Source organism: Methanovulcanius yangii, from assembly GCF_018687785.1.
In the GTDB taxonomy this organism is placed as follows: Archaea; Halobacteriota; Methanomicrobia; order Methanomicrobiales; family Methanomicrobiaceae; genus Methanovulcanius; species Methanovulcanius yangii.
Genome location: NZ_LTBL01000001.1, coordinates 273,344 through 290,990 on the forward strand (window position 1 = coordinate 273,344; position 17,647 = coordinate 290,990).

Annotated in this window: 14 protein-coding genes; 9 read left to right on the forward strand and 5 right to left on the reverse strand. The window is 54.5% G+C overall.

Annotated features, from left to right (window positions below; all coding sequences use genetic code 11):
- Positions 1-21 precede the first annotated feature (21 nt).
- From AZH53_RS01380 to dapF, 3 genes are all read left to right on the forward strand, one after another.
- The gene (locus AZH53_RS01380; RefSeq protein ID WP_319641771.1) at positions 22-978 is read left to right on the forward strand and encodes a ribose 1,5-bisphosphate isomerase; all 957 of its coding nucleotides are present in this window, start codon (positions 22-24) and stop codon (positions 976-978) included.
- 5 nt (positions 979-983) lie between these two features.
- A complete protein-coding gene (locus AZH53_RS01385; protein WP_319641772.1) occupies positions 984-2,183 on the forward strand; it encodes a RuBisCO large subunit C-terminal-like domain-containing protein in 1,200 nt (399 codons plus the stop codon).
- Between the two features lie 148 nt (positions 2,184-2,331).
- Positions 2,332-3,153, forward strand: coding sequence for a diaminopimelate epimerase (gene dapF, locus AZH53_RS01390; RefSeq protein ID WP_319641773.1), 822 nt, complete (start codon positions 2,332-2,334; stop codon positions 3,151-3,153).
- Here dapF and radB read toward each other — a convergent pair.
- Both radB and larC read right to left on the reverse strand, forming a co-directional pair.
- Positions 3,150-3,818, reverse strand: coding sequence for a DNA repair and recombination protein RadB (gene radB, locus AZH53_RS01395; protein WP_319641774.1), 669 nt, complete (start codon positions 3,816-3,818; stop codon positions 3,150-3,152). The genes dapF and radB overlap by 4 nt on opposite strands.
- Positions 3,811-4,995, reverse strand: a complete 1,185-nt coding sequence (gene larC / locus AZH53_RS01400) for a nickel pincer cofactor biosynthesis protein LarC (protein ID WP_319641775.1) — start codon at positions 4,993-4,995, stop codon at positions 3,811-3,813. Before larC ends, radB begins: the two co-directional genes overlap by 8 nt.
- Before the next feature lie 58 nt (positions 4,996-5,053).
- Between larC and AZH53_RS01405 the strand changes: the two genes are divergently transcribed.
- The 3 genes from AZH53_RS01405 (at position 5,054) to AZH53_RS01415 (ending at position 9,916) form a co-directional block, all read left to right on the forward strand.
- Positions 5,054-7,600: a CDC48 family AAA ATPase gene (locus tag AZH53_RS01405; protein WP_319641776.1), complete on the forward strand. Its 2,547-nt coding sequence runs from the start codon at positions 5,054-5,056 to the stop codon at positions 7,598-7,600.
- Between the two features lie 102 nt (positions 7,601-7,702).
- Positions 7,703-9,223, forward strand: a complete 1,521-nt coding sequence (locus tag AZH53_RS01410) for a class I adenylate-forming enzyme family protein (RefSeq protein WP_319641777.1) — start codon at positions 7,703-7,705, stop codon at positions 9,221-9,223.
- Between the two features lie 75 nt (positions 9,224-9,298).
- Positions 9,299-9,916 (forward strand): RAD55 family ATPase, encoded by a 618-nt coding sequence (locus AZH53_RS01415; protein ID WP_319641778.1) that lies wholly within the window; start codon positions 9,299-9,301, stop codon positions 9,914-9,916.
- A 9-nt stretch (positions 9,917-9,925) separates the two neighbouring features.
- Here AZH53_RS01415 and AZH53_RS01420 read toward each other — a convergent pair whose 3' ends face one another.
- Together AZH53_RS01420 and aspS are read right to left on the reverse strand one after the other, a co-directional pair.
- Positions 9,926-10,819: a methionine synthase gene (locus tag AZH53_RS01420; RefSeq protein WP_319641779.1), complete on the reverse strand. Its 894-nt coding sequence runs from the start codon at positions 10,817-10,819 to the stop codon at positions 9,926-9,928.
- On the reverse strand, positions 10,816-12,105 hold the full coding sequence (aspS, locus tag AZH53_RS01425) for an aspartate--tRNA(Asn) ligase (protein ID WP_319641780.1): 1,290 nt from the start codon (positions 12,103-12,105) through the stop codon (positions 10,816-10,818). The genes AZH53_RS01420 and aspS overlap by 4 nt, the downstream gene beginning before the upstream one ends.
- Positions 12,106-12,221: 116 nt before the next feature.
- Here aspS and AZH53_RS01430 point away from each other — a divergent pair, with 116 nt between their 5' ends.
- The 3 genes from AZH53_RS01430 to AZH53_RS01440 all read left to right on the forward strand — a co-directional run bounded on the left by AZH53_RS01430 (position 12,222) and on the right by AZH53_RS01440 (position 16,729).
- Entirely contained in the window at positions 12,222-12,677 is a 456-nt protein-coding gene (locus AZH53_RS01430; RefSeq protein WP_319641781.1) for a universal stress protein, read from the forward strand.
- 10 nt (positions 12,678-12,687) lie between these two features.
- Positions 12,688-15,432 carry a HEAT repeat domain-containing protein gene (locus AZH53_RS01435; RefSeq protein WP_319641782.1) on the forward strand — a complete coding sequence of 915 codons (2,745 nt, stop codon included), beginning with the start codon at positions 12,688-12,690 and terminating at the stop codon, positions 15,430-15,432.
- Positions 15,433-15,538: 106 nt separating this feature from the next.
- Entirely contained in the window at positions 15,539-16,729 is a 1,191-nt protein-coding gene (locus AZH53_RS01440; protein ID WP_319641783.1) for a hypothetical protein, read from the forward strand.
- Here the strand turns inward: AZH53_RS01440 and AZH53_RS01445 are convergent, their stop codons facing one another.
- Positions 16,730-17,635 carry a 2-phospho-L-lactate transferase CofD family protein gene (locus AZH53_RS01445; protein WP_319641784.1) on the reverse strand — a complete coding sequence of 302 codons (906 nt, stop codon included), beginning with the start codon at positions 17,633-17,635 and terminating at the stop codon, positions 16,730-16,732.
- Between the last annotated feature and the right edge of the window lie 12 nt (positions 17,636-17,647).

The window sequence follows — 17,647 nt, forward strand, 5'->3', positions numbered from 1 at the left end:
TGTCTATTGTAATGAAATAATATGGTACTTGAAGATACTGCCAGGCGAATTCGTACAATGGAGATACGTGGCGCCGGAAGGATAGCCCGTGCGGCAGCGGAAGCACTGCGCGATCATGCCGCAGCACTCCAGTGTACGAACCTGGAGGAATTTCGGCAGGAGATGCACCGGGCAGCAACCATCCTGACCGAAACCCGTCCGACAGCGGTTTCCCTGCCAAATGCCGTACGGTTCGTCATCAGCAGGATGGATGCGTCCGACTCGGCGGAGGAGGCCCGGACAACTCTCATGGAAAGTGCCGATGAATTCATTTCACGGTCGCATCAGGCTGTCGACATGATTGCAGAATATGGCTCCCGGGCAATACCCGAGGATTCGGTCATCATGACGCATTGCAATTCCGAAGTGGCCGTTGCAACTGCCGTAAAGGCGTGGGAGAAGGGCCGTGTGCGAGAGGCATTTGCAACCGAGGTCCGGCCCCGCAACCAGGGATATATCACAGCAAAAGCTCTCGGAGATGCAGGAATTCCAACGAATTTCATCGTCGATTCTGCAGCACGGTATTTTATGCGTGATATTGACGTGGTGATAACCGGTGCGGATGCAGTGACCGGTGCTGGCGCCGTCGTCAATAAGATCGGCACCTCACAGATTGCTCTTGCGGCGCATGAGGCACGCGTTCCCTTTCTGGTAACCACCGAGACCTATAAATTTGCTCCCGGTACCCTTCTGGGAGATCGTATCCCAATTGAGGAGCGCCCACCCGGTGAGGTGATGGGTGATGATATTACCGCAGGGATGCCGAATGTCCGGGTGAGAAATCCTGCGTTTGACGTAACCCCCGCGGCGTATGTCGACATGATCGTCACCGAGGCAGGTGCCATACCTCCCGGAATGGCTTATGTCATTATCCGTGATTATCTCGGGTGGAAACCTGATGTATGGCAAAAGAATTTTTTGATTGATCACAAAGAGTGAACAATATGCCAGATGTCAAAGCGACCTATTACTTCCGTCCTGACCGGCGGACCACTGCATCGGAAGCGGCTCAGGCCATAGCTGAGGAAGAGACGACCGGAACCTGGACGCGGCTTACGACCAGGCAGGATTACGTCCGGGCTCTGGATGGAGAGGTTCTGGATGTTGAGTCTTCAGGTGCGGGATATGTGACGACCATCCGATACCCTTCCGAGATTTTCGAGCCCGGTAATGTATCGCAGTACCTCTCGGTTGTCGCAGGCAATCTCTTCGGTCTTGGCCGGCTGGAGGCGGTCCGTCTTCTGGACATGGAGTTTCCCGAGACACTGTCGGATTTCCGGGGTCCGAATTTTGGCATTGAAGGGGTGCGTCACCTCATTGGCAGCCGCGACCGTCCTCATGTGGGAACGATCATCAAGCCAAAGGTGGGGCTTTCTCCGGAAGATACGGCGATGGTCGCCTATCAGGCAGCGGTGGGCGGTGTCGACTTTATCAAGGATGATGAGACCCTGACGGATCAGGCATTCTGCCCAATGGAGGACCGTGTTGAGGCGGTGATGGGCCGGCTGGATGAAGCGCGCGATGAAACCGGGCGGATGGTCCTGTATGCGGTGAATGTCTCCGATCGTGCGGACCGGATAGTGGAACGGGCGGAACGGGCGATTGAGCGTGGAGCAAACACCATCATGGTCGATGTGATTACCTGTGGGTTTGGCGCTCTGCAGGCGCTTTCTGAATCTCCTTCGATATCGGTGCCCATCCATGTCCACCGGACAATGCATGCGGCAATGACCCGGAATCCTGAGCATGGGATTGCCATGCGTCCCATCGCCCGGCTCGTGAGGATGATGGGGGGTGATCAGCTGCATACCGGGACCGTTTCAGGGAAAATGGGTCATAATCCCGAGGAACTCATTGGAGACAATGCGGTCCTTACGCAGCCGTACTATGGGTTCAGGGAGGTGTTTCCCGTTGCAAGCGGTGGTCTGCACCCCGGAAAGGTTCATGCAGAACTTGCGGCACTTGGAACGGATATCGTTCTCCAGGCAGGAGGCGGCATCCATGGGCACCCGGATGGGACTGCCGCAGGGGCGCGGGCAATGCGTCAGGCGGTTGATGCGTTTCTCGAAGGAGTGTCTGCGGAAGAATATGCGGAGGATCACGTCGAATTGCGGCATGCGATTTCATTATGGGGCGCAGAATGAGCGTTCCGGGAAGGGAAAGAACCCCTTTTTATCCCCCACGACATAATTCGTATGGATGTACTACTCCTCTTGTCCGACCTGCGGAATTCTCCCGCCGCAGGTACAGTGGGGCCGTGATTGTGGGAGGATGGCAGACAGGAGCCTGAATATGGAAATACCATTTACAAAATTGCACGGGAACGGGAATGATTTCATTCTGATCGATGAGACCGGTTCAGTGGTCATTCCTGATGAAATGAAGGGTGAATTTGCCCGCCTTTTCTGCGACCGCAGGTTTGGAATCGGAGGTGACGGCGTCCTTTTTCTGGTGAATGCCGAGGAGGCGGATTATGGGATGCGGTTGTTCCAGCCTGATGCGAGTGAGGCGGAGATGTGCGGGAACGGCATACGGTGCATTGCAAAGTATGCCTTCGACCAGGAATACGCCAGCGAAATATGCACCATTCAGACTCTTGCCGGCATTATGGAGGTCACGATGGGCTATGATGACGAGGGGAACTTCACCGCCGCAATTGACATGGGCGAAATTCTCTTCGACTGTGCCGATATACCGGCAACAGGTGAAGGAGAATATCAGAAGGAGATTGAAGGGTATACGGTCTATGCGGTCAACACCGGCGTACCCCATGCCATCGCGTTCGTCGATGACATAGAATCCGCTCCTCTTTCCGACGTTGCACCGAAGATTCGTTTTGATGCATCCTTTCCCGAAGGAGCAAATGTCAATTTTGTTCAGGTCATGAGTGATGGAGCCATCACTATCAGGACCTATGAGCGCGGCGTTGAGGAAGAGACATGGTCATGTGGAACCGGTGCAACAGCAAGCGCTGCGGTGGCCCATCATCTCGGCAAAACCGGAAATGAAGTCGTTGTCACAACAAAAGGCGGACTCCTGACCATTCACCTGAATGATCATGCGACCATGGAAGGGCCTGCAGAGACGGTATTTGAGGGACAGATTGTCTTTTAGACCTCCCTCATCCCGTCTTCGGTGATAATAAACGAGAATGACTCCCCGTCCGGGCGTGAGCGGTGTTTTTCCAGGATTGCCCGTCTTCCTACTCCTTTTTTTTCAAAACGGACGATGACCTTGGAGAGATGGGAAAGGACCGTGCCTCCGAGTCCCCGAAGCGTCCCTGTATCAACATCCATGAAGACCTGATTCGTCACAATAACCGGGATGTCATAGCGTTTTGCATATCCCAGGAGAAGGATCATCTGGCGTGCCAGTCGTTTCTGGGGTTCTCCGGCAGGACCACCTTCGGCACGGTAGAGTCCCGTGAATGAATCGACGACGATCAGCCTGATGTCCCGGTTCTTTTTCAGTGTGGTTGCGCAGTCAGCAACCGCCGCTTCCTGTTCGACAAAATCGGCGGGTTCATAGATGAACAAATGAGCAGCCAACGACTCTGTATTCTCCCCGGCAATCTGACGAAACCGTTCGGTGGAGAACCCTTCCGTGTCGATGTAGATGACACATCCACCGTCCCGGAGGGCAGCTACTGCACTGGCTATCGCTGCGGTGCTCTTCCCGCTCGCCGGTTCCCCGTAAAATTGGGTGATGGTCCGGGGAGTGAGCCCTCCTCCTATCAGGCGGTCGAGAGGAGGTATACCCGTCGTATGGGGTTCAGTCACACTTTCCCCCCATTACCTGCTCCCATACCTTATCTTCGGCTATGCGTGCAACCGCCTGGTATCTTGTCCCTGTCATCTCTGAAAAACGGCGGGTATCCTCATATTCTGCTTTCACGGAGAGTGCAATTCCGTTCTTCCATCCGATCTTCACGGGTATCAGACATCTCTGGTCCCCAATGGCGACTTCAGTCGCAATGAAAGAGCGTTCAATAACGGACCGATGCACTCCCTGAATACACCTTATCCCAAGGGTACCAAGTTCTTCAGAGAGGATGGCACAGAAACGGTCGCTGTCGCCGTGGCCGCAGATGACGCGTATCATTGTTCCCGGGCGCCCTTTTTTCATAATCAGGGGGCTGGCGGTTGCATCCCGTGCGCCTTCCCGCATAAGGCGTTCAAGGGTATAGGCAATCACCTCGCCGGTAGCATCGTCAACATTGGTTTCCAGGATATCTATTGTCCCGACCTCACGGGATTCATTACCGTACAGGACCGCGCGCAATACATTTGGTGAATCTGCCGGATTGCGCGTCCCCGCACCATAGCCGATTCCGAGAATGGTGCCTTCCCCCGAATCTCCCTTACCACGGGACGCAAATTCAGCCAGGATGGCGGCGCCGGTCGGGGTGCAGAGTTCACGGTCCGCGTCGGTGAATCTCGCCGGAATCCTTCCTTCCCGAAGTATCTCGATGGTGGCGGGTGACGGGATTGGATAATTTCCATGCGATCCCCTGAGGGTTCCTGTTCCTAGGTGGACCGGTCTGATAATCACATGGTCGACAGCAAGTGAGCAGAATGCTGTACAGGCACCCACAACGTCGGCGATCGCATCATCTGCCCCGACTTCATGGAAATGGACATGCTCTCCGTGAATCACTGATTCTCCCGCATGGATTCTCAGAAAGATCCGCTCGGCCATAGCGATGACTTCGTCCGGTGCATTTGCTTCACCAAGTCTCTCCAGAACCTCTTCAATGGTGGCCCTTTTCTTCCCCGCACCGGTCTTTACCTGCACCGCCCTGATGCCGCACCGGTCTGTCATTGTGATTGCGGGGGGACCAACGACCGATGCCATCGCTGTCGTTACTGCCGTGGTGTCAGCCCCGCATCCGAGGAGTGCACCTATTATCATATCGCCCGCGGCCCCGGAAAACGGGTCAAGAAGGAGAGTCTTCATGCAATACCAGTAATTATTATCAAGAGCATTAATAAGAAGGTAAGGTGAGGGCGAGACAATGTATCTGAAAGTAGATAGTGCGTACCCGGAGGATCAAGGCATGGGAAGATGCCGTCTCGATCTGACGACTATGCAGCAGCTGAGGCTGGTCCCCGGAGATCTGGTCTATCTCGAAGGCCAGCGCAAAACTGTGGCGAAGGTCTGGAGGATGCAGTCGCAGGACTGGGGCCAGGAAAAGATAAAGATCGATAATTTCATCCGGCTCAATGCCGGTGTGAGCATAGGGGACAGAATTCAGATACGCCCGGTTGAAGACGAGATAGAGGCGCAGCGAATCCTCATCGCCCCTCCTGAGGACCTGACCCGCCAGATGCCGATAAATTATAATCAGGCGTCCCTCAAACTCATTGGCTTTCCTGCCATGAAGAATGACACCATTCCCATCGTAGCAGGGTTACCCTTCATGCAGCAGCAGCTGGTCGCCTTTAAGGTAGTCGATATCGAACCCGCAGAAGCGGTGATCATCACTGCCGACACCGAGATTGAGTTCTCGGAGAAACCAGCCGAAGGATTCGAGGGTGTCAGAAAGATATCATATGAGGACATCGGCGGACTGAAAGGGGAACTGCAGAATGTGCGGGAAACGATTGAACTTCCGATGCGCCATCCCGAACTCTTCCGCAAACTCGGCATTGAACCTCCCAAGGGGGTCCTCCTCTACGGGCCGCCGGGAACAGGAAAGACCCTGATCGCAAAAGCCGTCGCAAACGAGAGCGGAGCGCATTTCATCTCCATTGCCGGCCCGGAGGTGATTTCAAAATATTATGGTGAATCCGAACAGCGTCTTCGTGAGATCTTTGAAGAGGCTGAGGAGAATGCCCCTGCCATCATCTTCATTGACGAACTGGATTCGATCACCCCGAAACGAGAGGATGTGACCGGGGAGGTCGAACGGCGGGTCGTTGCCCAGCTCCTGACGATGATGGATGGACTGGAGGAGCGCGGACAGGTGCTCGTCATAGGAGCCACGAATCGCCTCGATGCAATCGATCAGGCACTCCGCCGGCCCGGGCGCTTCGACCGTGAGATTGAGATTGGGGTGCCGGATGAACATGACCGGCTGGAAATCCTGAAAATTCACACCCGGGGGATGCCTCTTGAGGGGGAGGCCCGACTGATAAAACTCCGGAAGGAGGAGGAGGATGCCGACGAGGAGGCACGTGAAATCCTCTCGCAGAAGACGAGTGCGGTTGCAGAAGAAATCGAAGCAAACCAGGATCGGCTGTTGGTTTTTCTGGCTTCCAAAACGCACGGATTCGTCGGGGCGGATATTCAGGCTCTGGCACGTGAGGCTGCAATGCGATCCCTCAGACGATACCTTCCGGAAATCGATCTCGACAACGATGAAATTCCGGAGGAGATCATGGAATCGCTGGAAGTGACCGGGCGTGATTTCCGCGAGGCCCTGCGCGATGTGAGCCCGAGCGCGATGCGTGAAGTCTTCATCGAGGTGCCAAATATTACCTGGAATGATATTGGTGGCCTGGTGCAGGAAAAAGAGGAGATCCGGGAGGCAGTCGAGTATCCGCTTACGCAACCGGAACGTTTTGAGAACCTTGGTATCGAACCGCCAAACGGCGTTCTCCTCTACGGACCTCCCGGCACCGGGAAAACCCTGATCGCAAAGGCAGTTGCGACCGAAAGCGGTGCGAATTTCATCCCGGTTCGCGGCCCCCAGCTCCTCTCAAAGTGGGTAGGAGAGAGCGAACGTGCAGTCCGGGAAATCTTCCGCAAGGCGCGGCAGGTGGCACCGTCCATTATATTCTTTGATGAACTCGATGCCATTGCTCCCGCACGTGGAAGCGGTTCGGACAGCCATGTCATCGAGAGTGTCGTCAACCAGATCCTGACCGAATTCGACGGGATAGATGAGACGAAAGGTGTGGTGATTGTCGGTGCAACCAACCGTCCTGATATCATTGATCCGGCCCTTCTCCGTGCCGGCCGTTTTGACAGACTGGTCGCCATCACCGAACCCGAGGAGGCAGCGCGCCGGGAGATTCTTTCCATTCATACACGCTACATCCCTCTCGAAGGTTCTGCAATAGAGACCCTTGTCGAGAAGACGAAGGACTTTGATGAAACCGGTCTTGAAGCACTCTTCGATCGGTGCAGGGAGGACAGACGGCATGAAACCGGCCAATCAAGGATCACCGTCGAAGAATTCCTCGCCTGCAAAGTGGACATGCCCGCCATCACCGGAGACCTGCTCAGCAGGAGCAGGCGTCGTCGCCTGATAAGGGGCCTTCTGGACAGTCATGGATTTATCCTCCATGATCCGGTGCGTGATGCCTTTCTATCGGATATTGCCTCACGAACATCGTCCTATGTGGGATCCGATCTCGACCTGCTCTGCAGGGAGGCAGCGATGATTTCGATGCGCTCGGGGAGGGATTCGGTTCAGATGACTGATTTTGAAGAGGCCCTCAGGAAGGTGCGCCCTATGATGAACGAGCGCGTCCGTGAGCAGTATCGCCGCATCCAGCAGTATTTCAAAGGAGGTCTCCCTTCACAGATGCAGGTGAACCTTCCTGAATACCAATAATTCCTTTTTCGAATCTTCCAAATGATTATTCGTTAATGCTCACAAACATACATTCAGGAGTGAGAAGAAGCCCTTATGTCCAATTGTACGGCCTTTCTTGATGTGAATGCACGGCTGGGTGAAAAACCTGCCCTGATTTTTCCCTCAACCGGCGAAGTGTTCAGTTTTCGGGCGCTCCTTGAGGATGCCTGCAGAATTGGCGGGCGCCTGAAACAACGGGGAGTTGTACCGGGCGACAGGGTCTGCCTGTATCTTGCACCGGGAGCACGGTATGTTCTCTGGTATTTTGCCCTCTGGAGAATTGGTGCGGTGGCAGTCCCCCTCAATAATGTGCTGAGAGCAGATGAGGTGGTAAGCATGCTCGACGATTCGGGTTCGATGATCCTTGTCACGGATGCTGTCGGATATGTGGAAACAGCGGAGTCTGTACAAAATCACTGCTCAGCTATTGATATCATCCTCGACGATTCGGCTGAATGGAAATCCGAATGTGCGGGAGAGGCACCGTTCATTCGGCCCGTTCATTGTTCCTGTGATCAAATCTGCCAGCTCCAGTATACATCTGGAACGACCGGAAAGCAGAAAGGTGCAATTCTGACCCACGGCAACTGGATGGCGGCTATGGATGCCGAGGTCGATGTGCTGGGTCTTCGCGAAAAGGACATTTATCTCGGCATTTACCCGATGGCTCATGTTGGTGTCTCATGGGGCATCTCTGCACTGAAGGCGGGGGCTACCTGGGTCATTCTCGAGCGGTTTGATCTCGATCGATACATTTCGCTGATAGAGGAGTATAGGGCAACGGTGATTGCCGGCATGCCACCGGTGATACACTCGCTTACGCGGACGCCAGAAGGAACGGAAGAGAGGATGGCGTCTGCCCGTGAGATGATCTCCGGCGGGGGACCGCTTCATCCCAGCATCTGGAAAGAGTTCCATCGGCGGTTTGGCATTCCTGTCATAAACGCATATGGCCTCTCGGAGACCATCGTCGTGGGGACCGGAACGGCAATCCGGCCCGAGGATTATGTCTATGCCACGGAATTCAGGAGTGTGGGTATGCCGGTCGGTTACAGCGAGGTAAAGATCGTCGATATCGAGGACCCGTCCCGGGAAATGCCGGTGGGAGATACCGGTGAGATTGCCCTCCGGGGTCCGGGTGTCGCCCGTGGGTACTGGAATATGCCGGAGGAGACTGCTGAGGTGTTCATCGAAGACGGCTGGTTCCTGACCGGAGATGTCGGGCATCTCCAAGAAAACGGAATGCTCTCCATTACGGACAGAAAGAAGGATATGATTGTCATGTCCGGGTGGAAAATATATCCGACTGAAGTGGAGAAGACCCTTATCGAGCATCCCGCTATAGATGATATTGCCATATTCGGGGTACCCGATGATCACCGGGGGGAGATTCCTTTCGCTGCTGTGGTGCCAAAGGTCGGACAATTCATCACCCTTGAGGATCTCCAGACATACAGCCGTGAGCGGCTTGCGGGATATAAAGTCCCGAGAAAAATGGTGCTTGTTGCCGAACTTCCCCGTGTGGGGGGATGGAAACTTCTTCGCCGGGAACTCAGGGAACGGTACATGGACGGAAGCCTGTGCGGGAAGGATAATTCCTGACCCGGAAGGTATGTAAATGAAATTTCTGAGATAGGAGAGAAACTATTTACCTTTTCTTTTAATACATATTGCAGAATGAGTTCCGGTGTTGAGAACATTGAGATAATGGCATCGAACAAGGTGTCGACCGGAATCGCCGGCCTGGACTTTCAGTTGGGGGGAGGGTATCCGGCAGGTTCGATCATCGTTCTCCATGGATCTCCCCTTTCCGGGATTGAGGAGATGGCCGCACAGTTCTGGAAGACACCTGGCGATGGCACGCACTACTACCTCATGATAGACGGACTGGTGGAGGAAGGGATGGTCAAGGTGTCGACGGCGGATGTTGAGGAGGCCATCAACGCCTGCTCTTCGTCAAAACGTGTGATCGTCGATTCCCTGTCGAGCGTTGTGCTGAAGGAAGGAGTCGACGAAGCAATTCGTCTGATGAAAGAGACTTCCCGCCCGATTGTGGAGCATGGGGGGAATACCCTTTTTGTTCTCTATTCGGGCGTCCATCCCGATATTGAGGAGATCCGGATAGCACGTCATGCGGATGTTTTTGTCACCTGTGTGGAAGAGATCCACGGCAGTGAAGTCGAAAGGAAACTGATGATTCGTAAGCTCAGGGATGCGGAAGTGCCGAACCGGATGTATCCCTACAATATCTCATCCGAAGGAATTGACCTGTCGACGACGGCAAGGGTCGTGTAAAAAAATAATTCAGAGTTCTGTGCGGCAATTTGCTGCCGCCCGGACCATATTTTCAAGTTTTTTGTATGCGGTTTCACGCGAATGCATCCGGAGTCCGCAGTCCGGGTCGATGAAAAGCGCTTCCGGGCCGAAAATATCGATCCCTTTCTCTATTCTGGACTGAATGACGGCAACACTCTCCACCCCGGTGCTTGCCGAGTCGACAACCCCGTATCCGATTTTTTTCCCTTTCAGGTCCTTTTCGCTGAAAAGATCGTGATTTTGTGGATTGTTGGAAAACTCAAAATCCAGGATGTCGACCGGGAAGGTGAGGAGATCATCGATCACAGCGGTAAGATCGCCGCATACATGCATGCAGGTGGGAGTTCTCACCACCGAGGTGATCGTGCCGATGGCCTGACGGGCAGCATGGAGATCTGCTGCACCGGTCGAGAGGATCGGTTCATCGATCTGAAGGATGGTCACTCCTGCGGATGCGAGGCTTCGTGCTTCCGTGGCAAGTGCCTCGCCGATGTCGAGAACGGCTTCCGTCCGGTCACGGTAAATGGGGGTACGGATTTTCAGGCCATGGGCAATCGTCGATGGACCGGTGATAATTCCCTTGACTTTCGGATGACGGGAAAGGGCATATTTGACTCCCTGCAATGTAATCGGCCTCTGTGATGGCTGAATTTTTCCGATGATTTCCTGCCCCTTGACTCCGGGAAGGTAATCGGCGATGAGTGAGATCATGTCTCCTCCCACCTGCCCGTCCGATATGATATCAATACCGGCATGAATCTGATCGGACACCGCAGTCTCCTGTGCCCCGGCAAGGGGGTTGAAGAGGGCCCTGATGCCTCCTGTCTTCACTGCGGGATAACTTCCCACGACGGTCGTGGGGAGCAGTTTTGTACTGATCATGGTGTTACACGGTGCCGGTCACGCGGGAAGAGAACCGCTTCACGGATATTCGGAAGGTCAAGCATGGTCATGACCAGACGTTCCATTCCGAGTCCCCATCCGGCGTGCGGTGGCATGCCATATTTGAATGGCTTGAGGTAAAATTCAAAACTATCCGGGGAGAGACCCTTCGCCTCTATCTGTTCAACAAGCAGGTCGTGCTGATGAATACGCTGTGCACCGCTGGAGAGTTCCATCCGCGGGTGCATCAAATCGAATGCCTTGCATATCGAAGGGTCGTCTTCGAAGGGCATCGCATAGTAGGGTTTGATGGATGTGGGCCAGTCGGTGATGAAATAGTGCTCTCCCATCTCGTCGCCGATTGCCTTCTCGGCCGCGGTTGAGAGATCATCCCCGTATGCGATATCTTCTTCGATGGATAGTGCGGCAATATCGATGGCTTCTGCATAGGTTATGCGTGGGAAGGGCGCCTTCGGGACGGCAAAATCAATGCCCAGAGCTTCGATGGCCGTCGGACACTCTTCAGCCACCCTAGTATAGCAACTGACGACGACCCGTTCAAGAAGATCCATGACATCCTCGTGGTCTGCAAACGAGACCTCGACATCGATCGAGGTGGCCTCATTGAGGTGGCGGGTGGTATTGTGCTCTTCTGCACGGAAAATCGGTGCAATTTCAAAGACTTTTTCGAACCCGGCAGCCATCATCATCTGCTTGTAAAGCTGGGGACTCTGGTTCAGGAAAGCCTCCTTCTCAAAGTATGCAAGAGGGAAGAGTTCGGTACCCCCCTCGGTAGCAGCCGCAACAATTTTTGAGGTCGTGATATTGATGAACCCTTCCTGGAAGAAGAGGTCCGTTATTGCGTGCTGCACCGCACTCCTGATCTGAAAGATACCGGCCACTCTCGGCCTGCGTGCATCAAGGAACCGGTTATCAAGCCGGGTATCGATTTCGGCGGGTACCTTCTCTGCGACATCCAGCGGGAGCGGGGTCTCCGCTCTTGCTATGACCTCAAAGGTCTCCGGGATGATCTCCCGTCCCCCGGGGGCTTTCTCCGTTGCCTTTACCACACCGGTGATCCTCACAACGGATTCGCGCGATGCATCCTTAGCAGCCAGAAGGACGGATTCGGATGCTTTCTTCTTCACAATGGTCGCCTGCAAAAAACCGGTCCGGTCGCGGAGAATGTAAAAGGCAAGTCCTCCAAGATCGCGGACTTCGTGAACCCATCCGATGACCTCTGCCTCGGTCGTTTCGGGTGTTACAGCTGATATCGGAACTCTCATGGATATTTCCTGAGTATCATTTTGTTCTCCTACGGTATCTTATTTTGTACACCGCCAAAGGTAGGGATGCAAACAATTAACTGCTTATCTGGTGAAAAAATCAAAATTGGTGCAATGTGATATCTACAATTCTTGTTGCGACGGATGGTTCGGCGACATCATCGGCCGCACTGGATGTGGCAATAGATGAAGCCGGGGTGCACCGTGCCGACCTTCATGTGCTCTGTGTCGTTGACTCCTCCATCCCGCAGTCCACAATGGCCGGTCCGCAGAGTGATGTACTGGATGTCAATTATCAGATCATCACCGATGCCCTCACAACCGAGGCGGAGCAGGTGCTTGAGGCAGCATCGGCAGCCGCAGAAACAGCCGGAATCAGGGCTCATCTTCACCTTGAATACGGGGACCCGAGGAGGGTGATCATCGCAACCGCAGAAGAGATGGGGGCAGATCTTATTGTAATCGGGTCAACAGGGCGTACAGGTCTTGAAGCTCTCCTCCTGGGCAGTGTCTCTTCGTCGGTGGTAACCCATGCAAAGATATCGACCCTGGTAGTACGCCAAAGGACATAGGTCGCCGCGAATGGGTATTTTCAGAAAATCAGCGCCGGAAATTTCCCAATGCATCCGGGACGGAGATGCGGAAGGGCTCTGTTTTTTCCTCGTCAGTGGTTCGGATGAAGAGAAGAGGGAAGCGGCGGACGCCTTTCTCAGGCTGGCGATGAAAGATCCTCGACACGCCACCGGGGGTCTTTTGACTATAAGGGAGGGGAGCCTGCATGGAGTTGCCGGGGCCCTGATAGAGACTGCCGGGCCGTTGCATGGCTCCATACTCAGTCTTGCCTGTTATGGCAGCGATGCATTCCGGGCCTCTCTGGTCAAATACTATAAGAAACGCCTGGAAAACCCCTATGAAGAGGTGCTCAATGCTGTCCGTTCGAAAAGGAATCCTGCAGCATGTGGGGCCCTTCACGTCCTCATGGCAATGGGACGAAATGCAATACCGTATGTTGCCGCACTGCTTCCCGATCTGAATGGCGACTTGGAGCATGGCGCAGCCTGTTTTTTGAAGAGCCACGGGTGGGCTCCTAAAAATCCCGCAGATCGCCCCTATTTCTTCTTCATCTGTAAGGAATGGGATGATATCGCGGATCAGGGGTCATATGCCCTCCCCCTTCTGCGACATCTTGCCATATCGGATGATCCCGGCATCCGGTGCAGGGCGATACAAACGCTGGGGGTCATTGGGGATTCGGGTGAGATTGCCACCATTCATCGGGCCCTCTCCGATGCAGACGGAAATGTTCGTAGTGCAGCGGTAGAGGCTTTGGGAAAATATCCTCTGGATTCCACCGGTTCCATGCTTCGCGATGCTCTTGATCACCGGGATCCCCAGGTCAGGCTCAATGCGGCATGGGTCCTGCATCACAGGGGATGGGAACCCATGACGGAGATGGAACATCTGAAATACCTTATTGCCAGGATGGAATGGGAAAAGGTCGCGAATTTCGGCGAGGGAGCCATACGTGAGTGCAGCCGGCTGATACGTGGCCGCGATCCCGAAGCGGAAGGAGCGGTTCGTGCCCTGACGATGATGGGTACACCCGGCATCACTGCCCTGGAGGCAGTGACCGCCCCGCTCTCGACACCGGAACAGATCTCTGCAAGGGACACGGCACAGGAGACGATAACTGATCTAAAAAAGCGGCGTGAGCGCGAGGAAATCCGGCAGAGGCAACATATTGAGGAGCTGGAACAGAGGAATCGGGAACTGGAAGAAAAAGAACGAAAAGCGAAGGAGGGCGTTCCGGGGCAGGAGGAGATCCAAAAGAGCGAGATTCGGGTCCTTGAGGGGTTCCGCCGTCTTCGGGCGAAAAAGAACGCAGAGAAGAAAATTGCCGCCGTCTGTGAGGGGAAGGAAAAACCCGAAATGGTTCCCTTCGAATATGCTGTTCTTGCCCTCGAATCGAACAATCCAGCAATCCGGGCCTCCGCCGTGGATGTCCTTGCAATTATGGGGGCCAGGGCGCATGGCTACATTGCCATGGCCTCGGGTGATGAGAGCCCCCTCGTTCGAACGGCAGCCGCTGAAGCGATGGGATTTCTTGGCACTGTCGCTATGCTGAAATACCTTCTGGTGCTCCTAAAGGATTCAAGCGCTGAGGTTCGTACTGCTGCCGTACAGAGCCTCGGGTTGCTGCAGGACGCTCGGGCGATCAGCGCCATTATGGGAATGTTCGGGGACGGCGACCCCGAGGTCAGGCAGGCCGCTTCCACCACGGTGGTTCTCTTCGGGGAAGCAGTATATCCCCTCCTTCTCAGGACCCTCAATGACAAAGATCCCGAGGTTAAGATCTGCGCCGTTCAGGCACTCGGGGAGCTTCGTTTTTCCGACGGCATTCCCGTTCTCATCTCACACCTGTATGAACAGGACGGCAATGTAAGGAGTGCGGTATCGCATACACTTGCCCTCCATGATGGGCGTGCGGTTGGGCCTCTCACGGCGTTTGCCGAACAGGCCGTGGGCGATCCTCTGGATGCAGCGGTATCCGCATTGTATGAGATCGATCCGATATATGCTGCCCCCTTCATCTCACTGGGAGAGCAGGGAATACCTGAAGAGATGATGACGTCCAAACGGGGTCAATCAGAGGTGTCTGGTCAAAAAACAGGAGCTGGTTCCGATGGTTCAATGAGGAAGGATAAGGAAGCATCAGGGCAGATATACGAGGATGGCTCTTCCACAAAGAGTAATGAAAATACGGTGGACCACCGGGATATGGCCACAGATGCCGATTCTATCGTAGATGCCCTCGTCCGGATAGAGCAGGGCGATCAGGATCTCTCACAGGAACTTCTGCTTCAGATGTATGATGAAGAAAGTCCGTTCCTGCATAATATCATGGATGCGTTTATGGGCAGTGATCGCAACCAGGCGTATTTTGCTGCAAACCTTGTCGATACTCTTGGCTGGTCCCCGCAAAATGCGCGTGAAACGTTCCTGTACAGGATTGCCAAAGGGGAAATCGATGCGGTGCACGAAGGAGGAGAAGAGGTGGTGCCGGTTGTTCTTGAGCTTGTGTTCCAGCTTGAACCGGATATCCAAAGACGGCTGATTCACGAAATCAAAAGAATTGGGGGGGAAGCTGGCTCTGACGGTCTGGCCCGCCTGCTGGCCGGGCCGGACAGCACCCTTGCGGATGCTGCGGAAACTGCCCTGAGGGACATGGGGCCATCCGTTCTTCATTCACTGAGAAAGATGGAATCGGATGCCGATGTAACAACCAGCGGACGAATCCGTCGGATTATCCAGGAGATATCAACATGAGGCTTTATCTGCGCGCTCCTTCAGTCTGTGCGGGTCGGCAAAACAGATGGATTAAATTGTTATTCGAAAAAATATTCTCCTGATGTCCGGGTACGAGCATACCAACATGAAGTCTGCACATTCCTTCCCTCTGATATTCATCGTTTTTCTCCTCTTCGGGTTCACATGCGTTTTTCCCGTCGTTGCACTTCAGATGGCGGGCAACCCGGATATTCTTCCGGGGGATATCCTCATTGCAGGCGATGAGGCATCTGTTACTCTTGAGGTTCTCTACTCTGTCTCATCGATGAGCGAATACATGGATCTTACCACCGGACTCTCCGATGCCAGGTGGCGTGTGGAGATACTCAGCGACGGGCGGGTTGTCGGGGATGTTTCCCGATCTGGGCGATACGCCGGAATAACAGGTTTTGAGCTATTTAATGGCGGATATACCCGGCTTATTGTGCACCTGAACGGGACCGTCACGGAAGGTTTCTACGGTTCTGGTGAGCAGACGCTGATGAGTATCGACCATATTGCTGCCGATGGGGTCACGGTCATGGATACGGTCGAGGTCACGGCGGTATTCCTGACTGCGGACGATGTTGAGGGATTGAGGATGTCTGCAGAAGCGGATCTCAGGGGTTTGGGAGACCTGATATCGCTTGCGTATGACGATGGAACGGATACAACTGCCGTGGAGGAAACCTATGCCGAAGCTGAGGATCTCATCGCTGCATCATCGACGATGCCTACTGTGCAGGCATTTTCAGTCATTACGTCAGCCGGTGAAATGATTGCCGAAGCAACGTCTGAATTGTCGGAGAGAATGTATCTTCAGACGATAACCGAGGCTGAAGGTTCGATATCCCGGACCGAAACCCTCCTCGGGCAATATGAACAGATCCCCGGATACGACCCGGATGGTGTAATGATCGTCCGTTCGGGGCTTGAGAACGCCGGAACCCTTCTCATACTGGCAGAGGAAAAGAAAAACAGTGGTGATGACAGTTCTGCACTTTCATATGCACAGGAAGGACGCTCGAAAGCTGAGAATGCACAGGAGTATCTGGGGGCCCTTACCGCGGGGACGCACTCTTCCGGGGAAATGACCCCGACCCCGTCATCAACCTCCAACGACACGGCTGACCGGACGCCCCTGTTCATAGATCCCGGAATGATGAATTCATCGGATTCTGAGGGGCCGGATTTTGCCGCGATTACGGAGCTGCTGGGGACACTCTGGGGAGGAGTCACCGGTGGTGTGGAATGGATATATCAGCTTGCAGACGTGGTGAATGATCTAATCGGCTGATTATTGGCGGCCTTTGATTGTCAGGCTTCGTATTGTTGCAAGGAGGTCCCACGCATGCGATTCTCTCTGCCGCTTGGTATCGGTCCTGGTATCCATACGCAGAGCACCATCAATAATCGCGGGGTCCCTTGTGTCAGCGATAAGGACGTCAGCATACCCGTCAAAGAAGGGGAAGGTCATGTGTTCTGGTTTTTCATATTGTTTTTCCCTCCATCCGGCTGCCCGCTCGCGGGTATACGGTGCATAGGCTACGACATTTGTTTCGCGAAGTGCCTCCTTCATACCCTTGCAGGCCAGGATTGTTACGAGAGAACTTACCGGATTTCCCGGCCCGATGATGACGACGTCTGCATCGGAAACGGCCTGTATAACTGCATCGGTTGCAGGGGGCGGGCGGCGTATGATCAACGAACAGGCGTGGTCCGGCCTCTCTTCCCCGTACATCTCCCGGTAATCGGGGAGTGACAAACTCTCTCCCGTAGAAGTCGAGACCAGCGTTTCCGGGATGCTGTCTGCCACCGGCAGGACCGAGGCCTCGACATGGTATCCCGCGGCTCCGTTCATCACCGCCCGAGTCAGGGACTCACCTCCGTCAAGGAGTACCGAACGCATGATATGGAGAGCCCGTTCCCTGTCGCCATAGGAGGGATACTCAGGATATCCGATGCGTTCGAGCGTCTTTCCCGTTATCGAGGTGTCACCGTCAATCCCCTGCCAGTTTCGTTCATTTATGATACCAGCATAGAGGTAGATGACGCTGTCGATGGTGGGAAGGGCTAGGCCCGAAGGTCCCCACCTCCCATCAGCCGTGGAGCATACGACGGTCACCTGATGATCATCGAGAATGGATCGCATTCCCGAGAGAATCTTCAGTGTATCCTGCCCTCCTACGAGTACGGTTATCATGGAATTGTTACG

What these genes read in the sequence shown, in the direction of transcription:
- larC (WP_319641775.1), bottom strand. Translation starts at nt 4,995, where the DNA reads ATGAAGACTCTCCTTCTTGACCCGTTTTCCGGGGCCGCGGGCGATATG.
- AZH53_RS01385 (WP_319641772.1), top strand. Translation starts at nt 984, where the DNA reads ATGCCAGATGTCAAAGCGACCTATTACTTCCGTCCTGACCGGCGGACC.
- AZH53_RS01380 (WP_319641771.1), top strand. Translation starts at nt 22, where the DNA reads ATGGTACTTGAAGATACTGCCAGGCGAATTCGTACAATGGAGATACGT.
- AZH53_RS01445 (WP_319641784.1), bottom strand. Translation starts at nt 17,635, where the DNA reads ATGATAACCGTACTCGTAGGAGGGCAGGATACACTGAAGATTCTCTCG.
- dapF (WP_319641773.1), top strand. Translation starts at nt 2,332, where the DNA reads ATGGAAATACCATTTACAAAATTGCACGGGAACGGGAATGATTTCATT.
- AZH53_RS01405 (WP_319641776.1), top strand. Translation starts at nt 5,054, where the DNA reads ATGTATCTGAAAGTAGATAGTGCGTACCCGGAGGATCAAGGCATGGGA.
- AZH53_RS01420 (WP_319641779.1), bottom strand. Translation starts at nt 10,819, where the DNA reads ATGATCAGTACAAAACTGCTCCCCACGACCGTCGTGGGAAGTTATCCC.
- AZH53_RS01415 (WP_319641778.1), top strand. Translation starts at nt 9,299, where the DNA reads ATGAGTTCCGGTGTTGAGAACATTGAGATAATGGCATCGAACAAGGTG.
- AZH53_RS01440 (WP_319641783.1), top strand. Translation starts at nt 15,539, where the DNA reads ATGAAGTCTGCACATTCCTTCCCTCTGATATTCATCGTTTTTCTCCTC.
- AZH53_RS01435 (WP_319641782.1), top strand. Translation starts at nt 12,688, where the DNA reads ATGGGTATTTTCAGAAAATCAGCGCCGGAAATTTCCCAATGCATCCGG.
- aspS (WP_319641780.1), bottom strand. Translation starts at nt 12,105, where the DNA reads ATGAGAGTTCCGATATCAGCTGTAACACCCGAAACGACCGAGGCAGAG.